Annotated in this window: 9 protein-coding genes; 5 read left to right on the top strand and 4 right to left on the bottom strand. The window is 47.5% G+C overall.

The window, feature by feature from the left end:
* Positions 1 to 14 precede the first annotated feature (14 nt).
* Complete coding sequence (locus tag HXZ99_RS05975; RefSeq protein WP_194756373.1) at positions 15 to 662, bottom strand: flavin reductase; 648 nt, start codon at positions 660 to 662, stop codon at positions 15 to 17.
* An 881-nt stretch (positions 663 to 1543) separates the two neighbouring features.
* Between HXZ99_RS05975 and HXZ99_RS05970 the strand changes: the two genes are divergently transcribed.
* From HXZ99_RS05970 to HXZ99_RS05960, 3 genes are all read left to right on the top strand, one after another.
* On the top strand, positions 1544 to 2743 hold the full coding sequence (locus tag HXZ99_RS05970; protein WP_331458476.1) for an EAL domain-containing response regulator: 1200 nt from the start codon (positions 1544 to 1546) through the stop codon (positions 2741 to 2743).
* Positions 2730 to 5849, top strand: coding sequence for a hybrid sensor histidine kinase/response regulator (locus tag HXZ99_RS05965; protein ID WP_194756371.1), 3120 nt, complete (start codon positions 2730 to 2732; stop codon positions 5847 to 5849). Before HXZ99_RS05970 ends, HXZ99_RS05965 begins: the two co-directional genes overlap by 14 nt.
* A gap of 151 nt (positions 5850 to 6000) precedes the next feature.
* Complete coding sequence (locus tag HXZ99_RS05960; protein WP_194756370.1) at positions 6001 to 8487, top strand: hybrid sensor histidine kinase/response regulator; 2487 nt, start codon at positions 6001 to 6003, stop codon at positions 8485 to 8487.
* A 46-nt stretch (positions 8488 to 8533) separates the two neighbouring features.
* On the opposite strand, the gene HXZ99_RS05955 is transcribed toward HXZ99_RS05960, so the two are convergent.
* The 3 genes from HXZ99_RS05955 to HXZ99_RS05945 form a co-directional block, all read right to left on the bottom strand.
* Positions 8534 to 9076, bottom strand: a complete 543-nt coding sequence (locus HXZ99_RS05955; protein WP_194756369.1) for a DUF2058 domain-containing protein — start codon at positions 9074 to 9076, stop codon at positions 8534 to 8536.
* A gap of 82 nt (positions 9077 to 9158) precedes the next feature.
* Entirely contained in the window at positions 9159 to 10379 is a 1221-nt protein-coding gene (locus HXZ99_RS05950) for an NAD(P)/FAD-dependent oxidoreductase (protein WP_194756368.1), read from the bottom strand.
* Between the two features lie 246 nt (positions 10380 to 10625).
* Positions 10626 to 10913: a fimbrial protein gene (locus tag HXZ99_RS05945; protein WP_194756367.1), complete on the bottom strand. Its 288-nt coding sequence runs from the start codon at positions 10911 to 10913 to the stop codon at positions 10626 to 10628.
* Between the two features lie 358 nt (positions 10914 to 11271).
* On the opposite strand from HXZ99_RS05945, the gene HXZ99_RS05940 reads away from it, so the two are divergent.
* Both HXZ99_RS05940 and HXZ99_RS05935 read left to right on the top strand, forming a co-directional pair.
* Positions 11272 to 13326 carry a TonB-dependent receptor plug domain-containing protein gene (locus HXZ99_RS05940; protein ID WP_194756366.1) on the top strand — a complete coding sequence of 685 codons (2055 nt, stop codon included), beginning with the start codon at positions 11272 to 11274 and terminating at the stop codon, positions 13324 to 13326.
* A gap of 182 nt (positions 13327 to 13508) precedes the next feature.
* Complete coding sequence (locus HXZ99_RS05935; RefSeq protein WP_194756365.1) at positions 13509 to 14567, top strand: serine hydrolase domain-containing protein; 1059 nt, start codon at positions 13509 to 13511, stop codon at positions 14565 to 14567.
* The last annotated feature ends 75 nt before the right edge of the window (positions 14568 to 14642 follow it).

The following is a 14642-nucleotide window of genomic DNA, read 5'->3' as shown; positions in this document are numbered from 1 at the left end:
GTTGGCGGCCATGGTCACAGTGAGTGGAGTTGCTTCGGAGCGCAACCAATTTCAGGGTAACTAAAGCGCGCAATGCGTTGGCTCTGATGATACCCGTCGAGGCCGGATACAGCGATGCTATCGAGCTTTTCGATAGCAATGTAGCCATCGTCGTTAATCACCGTTTGAGGGACCTTTACCCATTCAATTTTGCCAATCACCAACTGTGTTCCATTGTGTCGAATGGGTACAGTTTCCACGAGTGCTAGGCCAATACTTAATGCGCTTTCTTGCACGTAAGGGGCGAAAAAATCATCCACGTAGCCTTCGTTAAAGCCGCATTCTGAAAACTCCGATTGGTCACTTGCAAACTTAGCTGCAGCTTGATGCGCCGCTGGCAACATGAGGCTGTGCACGTGGTTGAATGTGTATACACCGGTGGTCTCAATATTGTCGATACTATCGCGCGCGACAGTCTTAGGTCGGGTGATATATCCCATAAGGGCTGGGTCTGCCCCTAAATGCACAACGGAGCTAATCATCGCTAAATTAGTGACACCGGCGGTACTTTTGGTGGCAAGGAGATTGGCGCTTTTAAAGCCCGATAAACTATTGACGAAGTGAGCGCGATGGCGCGAAGGCATGGCAGCAAGATCAGCTTGACGAAATAGGGTGGTAGACATAGTCGCTATCCTTGATGGATGTGTGATGTGAATACGTTGCCTTTAGCGTCAACGATCAGTGGGAGGGGTTGCCTTTTTAATGAATTCTGGAGAATGGTGTCAATGTTATGGAAACGTCGATTCCGTGTGGCTCGCGGGGTGTTGCAAAGCCATATATAAAAAGCTCAGCAAGGGGCTGCTGAGCTTTAATTAGCGTGATGACCTAGGCTTTTTTATCAGGTGCTTGCTGCGGTTTGTGTTGATCCCGTTGATCGGGCTTCGCATGTTTTTTCTGTTCAGGCTGGCTCGGTGCATTTGAACCTTGATCGTGTTGCTTAGACATGACAATTCTCCTGGGGAGTTTGATAAGAGCCCCACAATGGTGACCCTTGCGATGAGTTTAGTGAGTATTTTTACCCGAGTATGTGCGTTAGGTCACATAACTCGGCGTACCCATATGAGCGTGCATGGCTCAGGTGAGTGTACTTTGTGACTCGCAAATGGATTTGGATGTAATCAGGAGAGTCAACACGAAGTTGTTCAAAGCAGCAATAGTTGACCTCCGCTAGTGGGACATTTGCAGAATAGCTACTTGGGTATTGCTCTGATTTAACTCAGTTAGGCAGAGCGAATTATTTATAAACTTCCAGTATATTAATGATCATAATAGAAAAACGTTGCATTTCACATCACTACCTCGCAAGATTGAAAAAGCGCTATAACTTTCAAGGAAATTCAGCCCTTAACTATTGTCCTAGTCGGTTTTGCAATAAGGCCTTTTGTTTTATCGAATGATAGCAATGAGGGAATCCTTACGCGCAGCTTATGACTCTCGGTATCTTGTTATACCGGTGAAGAAAAAAGTTATGTCCCGCCGAAAGAGCAAAAGTGAGGAAATTGTCGTGAATAAGAATGAAAGTTTAGGTCGGTTGCTGGTATTGGATGATGAGCAAGACGTCGCCAATACCATTTGTCTATTGGCAAAGTCGGCAGGGTACGAGACTGATTTCTCGTGTGACTCGGAAGGCTTTCTTGAAAAGTTGTCCTCTTGGTCACCTACCCACGTTATTGTTGATCTTCAGCTGGCCGATAGGGATGGTATTGAGGTCATTCATGAACTTGCTGAGATAGAATGCCAGGCAGCTGTACTTATTATCTCCGGACTGGGCGGGAGAATACTGGATTCTTCAGCTAGAGCTGTTCGCGAGAACGGCCTGAGACTGCTTGGAACCCTCTCAAAGCCTTTCTCCCGAACAGATTTACTGGCGATGCTGTCAGCAGAAACTCAAGAGGTGACATCCTCCCGCACGTTCTTGAACGAGCCCGTGACGGTAGAGCAGCTCCAAGATGCGATAACTACTAACGTATTCGTTACCCACTTTCAGCCGAAAATATCCTGCTTTTCTGGTAAGTTAGTGGGCTTCGAGTGTTTAGCCCGCTGGCCGTGCGAAGAGGGGCGAATGGTACCGCCCGATCAGTTTATCTGCTTGGCTGAACAGTCAGGGCTCATCAATGAACTAACCCGTCAGATTTACCGTTTTGCCCTTGCTAATATGCCACTGCAAATGAAGGATAAGAGCTTCAAATGTGCGTTGAACCTGTCACCGATTAATTTAATAGATGATACCTTCCCGCGTTGGTTACTTTCCGAGTGCGAAAGTAACGGTATTTCACCGTCACGAATTATTCTGGAAGTGACCGAAACGGCCAATATGGATAATCCATTAGCACTATTGGAGAGCTTAACCCAGTTTAGAATTCGTGGCTTTCAGCTGTCGATTGATGATTTTGGGGTCGGCTATTCTTCGCTTGTTCAGTTGGCGAGGCTACCTTTCTCGGAATTGAAGATCGATCAAACCTTCGTAAAGACATTATCTAGCTCTGATGAATCTCGTAAAATCGCCGCTGCTGTAATTGGACTTGGAAAATCACTTGGCTTAAATGTCGTGGCCGAAGGTGTTGAGGATGAGTTGGCATTGAATTACTTGCGAGATCTCGGGTGTGACGAAGCTCAGGGTTACTTTATTGCGCGACCTATGGATTGCTCAGCCGCTTCCGCTTGGAGGGGAGAATTGGGTAAAAGTAAATATGTCGCACACTAGTGATGCTCAGTTCAGACGTTTGTTTAAAGCGTCGCCAGGAAAAATCCTGGTCCTTGAGCCAGAAAATTTCGAAATTATTGCGGTCACTGATGAATACTTAAAATCAACAATGACTCAGGAAAGTGATCTCGTAGGAAAGACACTCTTTGAAGTATTTCCGGACGATCCCGATGATCCGTCAAGCGATGGCGTAAAGACACTATCTGCCTCATTGCAGCGAGTCTTATCGCTCAAAACTGCTGATGTAATGGGAATACAGCGTTATCCGATACGCTTACCTTCCGGGAATTTCGAAGAACGCTATTGGAGCCCGGTGAACAGTCCGGTCTTGTGTAAGGACGATACTGTCGAGTACATCATGCATCGGGTAGAAGATGTAACTAAGATAGTTCAGGGAGATAGTACGGAGTCTTGGCTTGAAACTGGCAACAGAATCGCCGTTCAAGATTTAGTAATTCGTTCTAAAGAATTAAGACAGGCGTTGTTAAAGCTGCAAGAGCATGAAGCTCGCATGCGCACAGCAGAGCGACTGCTACGACTTGGCACCTGGGAATATGACCCGAGCACTGGTGACTTAAATTGGTCCCGACAAGTCTTCGACATTTATGATGTAGCGCATAGAACATCTGCACCTAACTTCGACGAGTATTTTGCCATGGTGCACCCGGATGATCGGGACGCAGCCAAGGCGGTTTATCAAGCTTTTGCGGATGACAATGCGCCGCAAATTTTGTTTGAACACCGTGTGCGTGCTCGCGATGGAAATGTTCGTTACATCAAGGGGGTGGGTGAGCGCCATATAACCCCTAATGGTGAAATTGTTGTTGGATATGTTCAGGATATTTCCCCTTTAATCATTACGAGAAATCAGTTGACACAGGCTGAGCAACTGCTTCGGTTGGCGGGGGAAAAGGCTCGTTTAGGCGGTTGGAGAGTTGATCTTGATTCTAAGACAGTCTACTGGACACCAGAGACGGCGGTGATGCATGGTATGCCAGCAGCGTATGCTCCTGCCAATGTCGCTGAAGCGATAGATTTCTACGCCCCAGAGTTTCGTTCGAAGGTTGAAAAGGCCTTTCTCCAATGTGCTGAGCGGGGCGATGCCTTTGATATTACTTGTCAATTACAGTGCCCTGACGGCCGGCGCCCTTGGGTCCGAGCCATGGGCGAGGCGCAATGGAGTGATCAGGGAAAAGTCATTGCGGTACAGGGCGCACTGCAAGACATTTCTATCTTGCGCGAAGCCCAGCTGCGAGCGGATGAGGAAGAACAACATCGCCTAAATATCCTAGAAAGCATTAGTGACGCCTTTTATGCACTAAATAAAGAGTGGCACTTTACCTACCTCAATAAACAAGCTGGCGTATTACTTGAGCGTTCCGAGGATGAACTACTCGGTAAAAATGTCTTTGCGGAGTTCCCTGCAGTGAAAGGGAGCGAAATAGAGAAACAATATCAAAAAGCCTTTGAAAGTCAGAAAACGGTTCGTTTTAGAGAGTTTTATCCCCCCTTAAACAAGTGGTTTGATATTAGTGCTTACCCAATTCCAGACGGCTTGGCGGTCTATTTCAGGGATGTCACTCGGGAACGTGAGCATCAGGAACGATTTAATCTCATATCAAAAGCCACGAACGATGTTATTTGGGACTGGGATTTAACAAACGATCAAGTTTGGTGGAATGATTCGATTACGGAATTATTCGGATATTCCTTAGCCGATATGGAACCGGGGCCGGAATCCTGGACACGGCGCCTTCATCCTGATGACTTGGAACGGACTGTAGATAGCATACAGAAGGTACTTGAAGGTGAAGAAAACCAATGGACACACGAATATCGCTTTATAAAAAGTGATGGTGAGGTGGCGACAGTGGTCGATCGCGGTTTCGTGATTCGGGATGCAAACGGTCGGGCGACTCGCATGGTTGGAAGCATGCTTGATATTTCGGAACGAATGGAATTGGAACTCAAGCTGCGTGAATCACAAAAAATGGAAGCTGTAGGCCATCTGACGGGTGGCGTGGCCCATGATTTCAATAACTTGTTGACCGTTATTCTCGGTAATGCAGAAATGATGGCGGAGCTCACGACGGACCCGGAACTGCAGACCATGGCTGAGATGACGGTATCAGCCGCTTCACGGGGGGCAGAACTGACGAGCCGGCTGCTAGCATTTGCTCGCCGTCAGCCACTCGATCCCAAGCCAACGGACCTCAATCAACTAGTCGAAGCTATGCGCGGATTGATTCGGCGCACTCTACCGGAAAATATTGAGTTTGTGTTCGTGCCCGGAACTGATTCTGTGATTGCCGAAGTCGATGCGAGCGAACTCGACACAGCCTTGCTGAATTTGGTTATCAATGCACGAGATGCCATGCTGAGCGGCGGAACACTTACCATCGAGGTCACGAGTACAATACTCGATCAAGACTATGCAGAACGGCATGCGGAAGTGACCCCTGGTGAGTATGTGATGCTGTGCATATCAGACACCGGTACTGGAATGCCCCCTGAAGTAGCTCAGCGGGTATTCGAGCCTTTCTTTTCCACTAAAGCCGTGGGCAAAGGTAGCGGACTTGGCTTAAGTATGGTGTTTGGTTTTACTAAACAATCAGGTGGACACATCAGTATCTACTCGGAGCCAAATGAAGGGACGAGTGTTAAGTTGTATTTTCCACGCGTGAAGCATATGCAAGGAAAGACCTACCAGCCAATAGCAGAGTTACTGCCCGAGGGCGGAATCGAGCATATTTTGATTGCCGAGGATGACCCCCTAGTACTTCAGCATCTTGAACGGCAATTACGCTCGCTGGGATACAAGGTAACCGCGGTCAGTTCCGGTCCGGATGCACTCATATCACTGGGAGAACGTGACGATATTGATTTGCTGTTAACAGATATTGTGATGCCGGGGGGAATGAATGGCCGTGAACTGGCCGATAAAGCTCGAGAAAACAACCCTTCGCTGAAGGTTCTATTTACGTCGGGCTATACCGAAAACGCCATTGTGCATCACGGCCGTCTTGATCCCGGCGTCGAGCTACTTAGTAAACCCTATACCCGTTTGGAGCTGGCTACCAAAGTGCGGCGCGTACTCCGAGGTTAACTTTTTGAAAACAATAAAAACTATATTTCAACATTCAGCTCTTCGTACTAGTTTGATCTGGGTGAGTTTAATTCTGGTTTTTCTGACGGATTTTTTAACTCCCCTGGGTTTCGCGCACGGCATGCTCTATGTGCCGATTTTGGCGTGTGCAATGATACTTCCAAATATTAGTGACCGGATGCGACTGTGTGTGTTGTTGATTAGTTTCGCAGCAACGGTAGCAATCTACTTCTTGGCGCCAAATATTCTAAATGTTCCGGATATCTACATAATTAGCAATCGGCTCCTCTCCGTTCTAGTGCTTTTACTTACTTATGTTTATTTTCACAAGCTTCGCACTGTGCGAGAACAAAACTTGGAGATTCGAGAACTCGAGCAAGCACAGCGCGAGACCATGGATGATTTCATCGAAGCCATGCCGGTTCAGGTATGGTCTGCTGACGGTCACGGGGTCATTGACTTCGTCAGCAACAGTTTGGCGAAGTTCTCTGGAAAATCGAAAGACGAAATTCTCGATAATTGGCTCGCACTGCTACATCCGGATGATCGGGAAGATACCATGAAGGTATGGAGTCATTCAGTAGCAACTGGCGAACCGTATCTAATAGATTTCCGTTTGCAGCGCCATGATGGAGAGTACATTTGGTTTAAGACTCAAGCTCTCGTACAACGGGATGCCAATGGAAAGTTGGTTCGTTGGTTTGGTTCATCGATTGATATCGATGATCTTTGTCGACTTCAGGAAGAATCAGAGCATCTGGCGTCGAAATTTCGCCATACCGTGGAAAGTATTACAGATGCGTTTTTTACGCTTGATCATGAGTTCCGGTTTACCTACGTAAATCAAAAAGCAGCTGAGGTGCTTGGCAGCACGGCAGAAGAGCTAGATGGGGAAATTATTTGGGAAAAATGCCCTATCGGTTACGAAAGTCCCTTCGCAGAGAGATATCGACGTGCTGCAAAGGCCAAGCAAAAGCTTCACTTTGAAGAATATTTCTCACCTAGCGGAAAATGGCTTGAAGTTCATGTTTACCCCTCTCCTGATGGGATATCCGTGTATTTTTCAGACATCACTAAGTTACGCGAAGAACGAGAAAGGCTCAAACTGCTTGATCTCGCAGTGTCGAGACTGAACGATATCATCATTATCACAAAGGCCAATCCTTTGGACGAGCCTGGCCCAGAAACGGTTTACGTGAATGAGGCTTTTACACAGGTTACAGGCTATGAGGCAAATGAAATTATCGGAAAAAGCCCGAGAATACTTCAAGGACCGAAAACCGATCGCGCTGAACTGGATAGAATCAAGAGGGCACTGAAAGAGCAGAGAGCAGTTCGCACACAATTGATTAATTATACAAAGTCTGGCCAAGAGTATTGTCTAGAGATAGAGATTGTTCCCCTTCTTAACGATGAAGGTGAGTGCACTCACTTAGTCGCCATTGAGCGCGACATCACTGAGCGATTGGAAATTGAGAAGCGGTTACGCGAGTCTCAAAAGCTAGAAGCTGTCGGACACCTTACCGGAGGCGTAGCTCACGATTTCAACAATCTGTTGACGGTGATTATTGGCAATAGCGAAATGATGATGGAGCGGACCTCTGATACAGAGCTGCAATCCATGACAGAGATAACCTTGTCAGCAGCTCGTCTGGGCGCCGAATTAACAAGCCGGTTGTTGGCGTTTGCTCGCCGCCAACCTCTGGATCCTAAACCCACTGAGCTCAATCAATTATTGAAAGGGATGCGAGGGTTAATTCGCCGAACGTTGCCAGAAGACCTTGAACTCGAACTAACTACCAGCTCCGACGCGAGTATTACGGAGATCGATGCAGGAGAACTGGAAACCGCGTTACTAAACCTTGTTATTAATGCTCGAGACGCCATGAGTAATGGCGGAAAACTTACCATTGAAACGCAAAATGTAACGTTGGATGAAGATTATGCGGTTCACCACTTTGAAGTAGCTCCCGGTGATTATGTCATGATCTGTGTATCAGATACCGGAATTGGTATGGATGAAGAGACGGTGAATCAAGCTTTTGAACCCTTCTTCACAACGAAGGAAGTTGGGAAGGGCAGTGGATTGGGCTTGAGTATGGTTTTCGGTTTCACCAAGCAATCGGGTGGGCATATCAGTATTTACTCTGAGCCAAATGAAGGAACATCGGTGAAACTCTATTTCCCGAGAGTGAGTAATGTGCTTCCGGAAAACCTGCAAGCAGCCAAAAGAAATCTGCCTCAAGGTGGAACGGAGCATATTTTAATTGCCGAAGATAACGATTTGGTGATGCAAAGTTTGGAGCGACAGCTGCGCTCATTAGGCTATCGAGTAACCTCCGTCAGTTCCGGGCACGAGGCTTTGACCGCCTTGCAGAACAACAAGGATGTCGATCTTTTGTTAACGGACATCGTCATGCCGGGAGGTATGAATGGCCGTGAACTTGCGGATCAAGCTCGAGAACGCTACCCCGCGTTAAACGTACTATTCACCTCGGGTTATACGGAAAACGCGATTGTTCATCATGGGAGATTAGATCGCGGAGTTCATCTGCTCAGCAAGCCATACACCCGTATGGAATTGGCGACCAAGGTAAGGTTGGTGCTTGATGAAAATAAATCACCCCGCACGCGTTAGAGACCAGATGCCAAGAACGAGTCAGATTTTTAATACGTCGCCAGGGCTACCAGATTAAATCGTCTGGAATTTGATAATCGGCGTATGGGTCGTCTTCGTCAGGTTTGTTATCGGGCGTATCTCGGGAATTTAATAAGACGATAGTATCCGGTATGCGTTGCTGAATCTTCTCAGCAACCGCAGCTGGAATTAAAGCATAGCCTTGGCCATCTCGGGCAATGGCTAATTGGCCGCGGCTTAGTTCGTTGTGAAGTTTCTGGCTCACATGTAGACGTTTCACTAAAGAGCCATCAGCAAAATTAAACGCAACATCGCCCTGATGCTTAACGCGATTGACCTCGATAAGTTGCCGGACTTGACTGGCAACGGCTTTTTCTTCGAGTTCGGCCTGGCGCTGACGATTCAGCTCCTGATCTCGGGCAACTTTTTCTTTGCGTTGCTGTTCAACGAGCAGCGTCGCCTCATTCACCACCTGATGCTTTTTCCCCGCTTTCTTCTTTTGCTGATGCTTTTCTTTATTCAGCGACTTTAATTTCTTTGCATCGGCCAGCCCGGCCTTGAGCAGCTGCTCCTGTAATGCATTCTTCATAATCGAATATCTAGCCTCTTATCGTCTCTTGCTGGTAGTTGCGCTGGCGCCCTGAACTGGCAATGATGGCAACACAATATCACTAGTTTATACGGTCTAGGCGGTCAAATGAAAACAACTTGGCTAATTGATGCGATCTTCCTTCAATTTCGTCGCGAATCAGCTTGGCCCCAATCATGCTATAAGTGATGCCATTGCCTCCGTATGCCATGGCGAATAACACGCGTGAGCCATATTCTCTGTGTGGACCTAAAAATGGCAAACCATCATCTGTTTCAGCGAAGGTGCCGGCCCATGAAAACGTGGGAATGAGGTCAAATTTCGGAAAAATTTCTGAAATACGATGAATGAGTTTATGGCATTTTTCCCGCACTCGGGCATCGCGTCGTGCTGGAATATCCACGTCGTCGTCCTCACCACCCACCAACAAACGGCCTTCACCTGTGCAACGGAAATACAAATAGGGGCGCGCAGATTCCCACATCATGGTGGTGGCCAGTGCTCCGAGAGCGTCTTTATCCATAGGATCAGTAATAAATGCGTAGGTACTTAGATTTTTCGCCACTTTCTGCTTTAACCACCTTTGCGAGGCATAGCCCGCCGCCATAACCACATACTGACAGCGAAGTTGAGCGCCATCAGTGGTGCGCAAAATTACGCCCTTAGCCTTCGGTGTAATGGTTGCAATGGTGGTGCGGTCAAATACCTGACCACCGCGAACCACGAGTCGCTCCAACAAACGATAGGTCATTCGGTAGGGGTCAATGCGTGCTGCGTGATGGGTTAAAATGGCGCCTGATGAAAGCAGGCCATAGCGCTCCTGAACGACATTCGCTGCGAGCCAGTCAGCCTTAAAACCATGTTTACGCCGCAATTTAAATTCGTCATGAAGCGTGTTGGTGTCTTCTGGTCGGCTGGCGAAATAAAGGCTTTGCTGCCGAGCGAAGTCTACATCCCCCACTTCCGACGCAAGTTCAGCGAGCGAATCAATCGCATCGGCACAACCTTGGTACGCCATTACGCCATCCTTTTCACCATACCACTTCACCAGATCGAGCAAATGCGTGTCGATTTCATACTGAAGCAACGCAGTGCTCGCAGATGTACTCCCCCAACCTATATCGCGCTGCTCCACGACCGTTGTGGCAAAGCCGCTAGTGGTCAGTTCATCGGCAATGAGCGCGCCAGTTATACCGCCGCCGATAACGACAACATCACATTCTATATCCGATGTTACCGGAGGAAAGTTCGATATGAGACCATTTTTGATGGCCCAAAACGGATATCCACTCTTTAGATCCATAGCCCCTCCGGAGCGCGTTTACGCCCTAACTAGAATAGTCGTGAGCGCGGCACGGGTGACATATTGTTTTGCAACAATTCACCCCTCCGTCGTTAACGCAACCGCCGGGCCAGTAGGTTAACTCTAGTTGCGTAATCCTTTTGTTACTAGGCAATAGAGCGAACTAAATCTTTTCTTTACAAGCGCACAGAGCTTGAATAAATAGCAGGGAGAGTTGCAAGTGCTGGATTGGAGTCAAATCGACCTTCAGATTATCATTATCTGATTAATAACCGTTCGCGTGTTGATTGTAGAATTGAGGTCAATAGCCGCGCCACCGGGCGCGTCTAACAGCTGAAGTGCAACATTAGTTGCGTAGCCGTCAGCAACGATATTGGCTAAATTACCGTTCGCATCAACATTATTACCAACAAAGTTGGTTTGAGTTGTGGTTGCGGTTCCAGAACAGCCAGATAACGCTAGGGTAAACGTGGTTTCACCTGCGGTGCTTCCCGCAGTAGAAAGATCGGAGGTATTTACTGTTGGCAACAACACCGTAAATTGGCCTCAAGTTGTACCGTAAGTTACAAAAAGAACTTTCACGTGGCCGAGAAAACCTGATTTGGACTTCCCAGCTTTCACTAGACAGTCGTGAGTCTAGGGGAAGTGGACAGCGGAGCTTCTCAAGTCAATTAAGCACTCCAGCGCCAAAAAGTAGTAAAAAGCACGAGATACTTGTGAGTTCTATCATTTTCACTCTCCCTCTAGTTTTTTATCCGGTTGATTTTTAATGTGTTTTTTGTTGGCACGTTAATTGCTTCATAGAATATTAATACCAACATTAATTACTGACAGCTGAGTTTTGTACGGAAGGCATTCGTACAAATTGATAAAAACTATGAAGAGTCTTTTTATGAACTTAAAACCGTTTCCAACCTTAGGTTTCGCTTTGGCTTTATCTTTCTTGTCGGCTCCTGCGATTGCAGGTGACACTGATCTGCAACTTAGTGAGGGGCGCCGTATTTATGAAGCCGCAGACTTTGAGCGGTATGCGCCTCGAAATGCATTAGAAATGCTTCAGCAGGTGCCCGGCTTTGTGATACGTGAACAAATTCAAGAGCGTGGCTTAGGGCAGGCAACGGGTAACGTGTTGATCAATGGGCAACGGATGTCGGGAAAGAGTAATGACGTTATCGGAGAGCTTGGCCGTATTCCTACCAAAAATGTAGTGCGTATTGAAATTGTTGATGGCTCAACACTCGATGTGTCCGGTTTGTCCGGACAAGTGGCTAACGTGATTGTTAAAGCCGAGCGCATTAATGGTGCTTACGTATGGCGTCCTGAATTTCGTCCTTACAATACGGACCCTCGTCTTTCCAACTTTGAAGTCTCAGCGGGAGGTCATACAGGACGTGTTGAGTATTCCCTAGGCTTAGATAACCGTTCCGGTCACGGTGGGGCCGACGGCCCTACTGTGATAAGGAATGCCCAAGGTGATGTGATTGAATATCGTGAAGATCAGTGGAAATCACGGTTTAATCAACCTCGCCTGAGTGGCCGTTTTGTCATCAATGATCTTGGCGACTCGGTCGCTAATATTAATGTCCTTTATCGTCAGATTTTTGAGTATTTTGCGGAGAATGGAACGAGAAGTGGTCCGGACATGGTGGATCGTCAACGCGAGTTGCGGGGTGATGCCGATGGCTATAACTACGAGCTAGGCGCTGACTATGAGTTCTCGTGGGGGCCAGGTCGACTGAAACTCATCGGTCTCACGCGTGCCATGCACGTTGATTCTTCAAATGAGCTTTATATGTATTACGCTGATGATCGCCCTGATTCAGGCAGTCGATTTGATCGAACGAGTGAGGAAAGCGAGCACATCGTGAGGGCAGAATATCGACTTGTTCAAGAGGGTGGTGAGTGGCAGTTCTCATCAGAAGCGGCATTCAATCAACTTGATAGCACCGCCAGTTTATTCCAATTACAAGACGGCCAATTCCAGCCAGTACAATTGCCGGGTGCCACGGCAGTTGTAGAAGAAAAACGCATGGAGGTTATGGCCGGCTACAATCGTCAGCTTCGAGATAATTTAACTCTACAAGTGAATGCAGGAGGTGAGTATTCCCGCTTGGAGCAGGTGGGTGCTGATGGTATGACGCGCCATTTCCGACGCCCTAAAGGCTCAGTCAGCCTTGCCTGGCAACTATCCTCTGGTACCGACGCCAATATTCGGTTACAACGTCGTGTCGGGCAGCTCAATTTTAATGATTTTCTATCAAGTGTGAACCTCAACGACGATGTCAGAAATTCTGCGAATCCAAACTTGCGACCGCCACAGTTATGGGAGTTAGAAAGTGAACTTTCGACGAACATTGGCGAGATGGGGAACACGACGCTGAGAGCTTACGTACACCGCATTGATGACATCGTCGATATCATTCCCATTGGTGACGATGGTGAATCGCCGGGTAATCTCGATCACGCGTGGCGCTATGGTGTGGAATGGAAGAACACATTTGATTTAGCGGCACTGGGTTGGGAAGGCGGCCGGGTCGATACTCGGTTCATTTGGCAGGACAGCCGGGTGGAGGATCCCTTAACCGGTGAAACACGATCCATCAGTCGTAGCCTAGAAAATCTAGCCAGCATCGTGCTCAGAAGTGACCCCCCAGGGAGTGATTGGGGGTGGGGGATGAATGCATCCTACGTGTATGAAGCGAGAAACGTACGATTAACGGAGCAAGGGCGATTCTGGGAGGGACCGGTATGGGCGAGTGCCTATCTAGAGCACCGCAGTGTGTTTGGACACACGGTGCGGGCGACACTCGGCAATTTGCTTGGGGCGCGTAGTATGTGGGATCGCACAGTTTATGAAGGCCGCCGCACCGATTCCATTGCTTTTGTTGAAGAGCGTGACCGTCGTATTGGACCGATAGTCACAGTGTCGATCCAAGGAACGTTTTGACCCTCTGCTTTTGGACAACAATTGGAAATATTAGAGAAGACCAAAACTTGATCAGTTTTTGAGCTATTTAAAATCGCGTCACGTACGGTATGCGTTGGGTAAACGTACACTATCGATATGAATTGCCACTAATTTGTTAGACACATTGAAGCCATAAATAATGGTATATAAAGAGAGAGTTGATGAAACGTAGAATAAGTCTGTTTTTCGTTCTTGTTATTGTAACTAGCGGATACGCCTTTGCTGCCAATGAAAGCATAGGAGAACGACCCATTGCGCAGTTTGAAGCGCAAAAACTCGACGAACTTAATGAGTTTCTGGAAACTACAAATACGTCGTCTATGGTGCTGATGAGTAACGGCGAGGTCGTGTTTGAGTTTGGTGACATTCATCAAAAACACACCATCCACTCAATCCGAAAAGCAATGTTGAACTCTCTGTTTGGTATCTATGTCGACCGTGGTCTCATTGATTTGGACTGGACCTTGGGCGAATTGGAGATCGACGATATAGAGCCGCTCACCGATCTGGAAAAGACGGCGACAGTTCGTCAAGTATTACAGTCCAGGTCGGGTGTATACCTTCCCGCTGCAGCGACGTCACAAGGCATGTTGGAGCAGATGCCTGAACGGGGTCAACATCAACCGGGCAGTCATTATGTTTACAATAATTGGGATTTCAACGTTGCCGGCGCAATCTTTGAAAGGTTATCGGGAGAGAGTATTTATACAGCGTTCGAACGCGAAATAGCCACCCCAATAGGTATGGAAGAGTTTGAGGGACGCTTTTCCACTGTTACTGATCTCGAAAACTTTGAAGCCGTAGAGGAGTTGGACGGTTTTTACCAATATGAACCAGAAAGGTCCCGCTACCCTGCTTATCACTTCAGAATGTCAGCTTATGATATGGCGCTTTACGGTCAGCTATATCTGAACGGCGGCACCTGGGATGGCGAATCAATCATATCCAGAAATTGGGTGGATGACAGCACTACATCGTACTCGGTTACCAACACCTACATGGATTTCGGCTACGGTATGCTTTGGAATGTTATCAACGCAAATGAAAGTCGGCCAAGTCGCTCCTTCTATCATACGGGAGTGGGTATACATATGCTGGGCGTTTATCCAGCATCTAACCTAGTATTTGTTCACCGAGTGCAAACAGAAACAGATTATGACTTTAATCAACAAAACTTGTACGAGATCATCGGCCGAATATTTGGTGCATTAAAAGACTGACCTCTGCCTCCGTAGGGCAGTGGAATAGTAGGGACTAATCGGTATATTCATTAAAAACAGTAGATTAAGCGGGGT

Source organism: Aliidiomarina indica, from assembly GCF_015354615.1.
GTDB lineage: Bacteria > Pseudomonadota > Gammaproteobacteria > Enterobacterales > Alteromonadaceae > Aliidiomarina > Aliidiomarina indica.
The sequence above is the reverse complement of the archived record's forward strand: the minus strand, read 5'-3'. Positions and strand labels throughout refer to the sequence as shown.

What these genes read in the sequence shown, in the direction of transcription:
- HXZ99_RS05975 (WP_194756373.1), bottom strand. Translation starts at nt 662, where the DNA reads ATGTCTACCACCCTATTTCGTCAAGCTGATCTTGCTGCCATGCCTTCG.
- HXZ99_RS05940 (WP_194756366.1), top strand. Translation starts at nt 11,272, where the DNA reads ATGAACTTAAAACCGTTTCCAACCTTAGGTTTCGCTTTGGCTTTATCT.
- HXZ99_RS05950 (WP_194756368.1), bottom strand. Translation starts at nt 10,379, where the DNA reads ATGGATCTAAAGAGTGGATATCCGTTTTGGGCCATCAAAAATGGTCTC.
- HXZ99_RS05935 (WP_194756365.1), top strand. Translation starts at nt 13,509, where the DNA reads ATGAAACGTAGAATAAGTCTGTTTTTCGTTCTTGTTATTGTAACTAGC.
- HXZ99_RS05960 (WP_194756370.1), top strand. Translation starts at nt 6,001, where the DNA reads ATGATACTTCCAAATATTAGTGACCGGATGCGACTGTGTGTGTTGTTG.
- HXZ99_RS05955 (WP_194756369.1), bottom strand. Translation starts at nt 9,076, where the DNA reads ATGAAGAATGCATTACAGGAGCAGCTGCTCAAGGCCGGGCTGGCCGAT.
- HXZ99_RS05965 (WP_194756371.1), top strand. Translation starts at nt 2,730, where the DNA reads ATGTCGCACACTAGTGATGCTCAGTTCAGACGTTTGTTTAAAGCGTCG.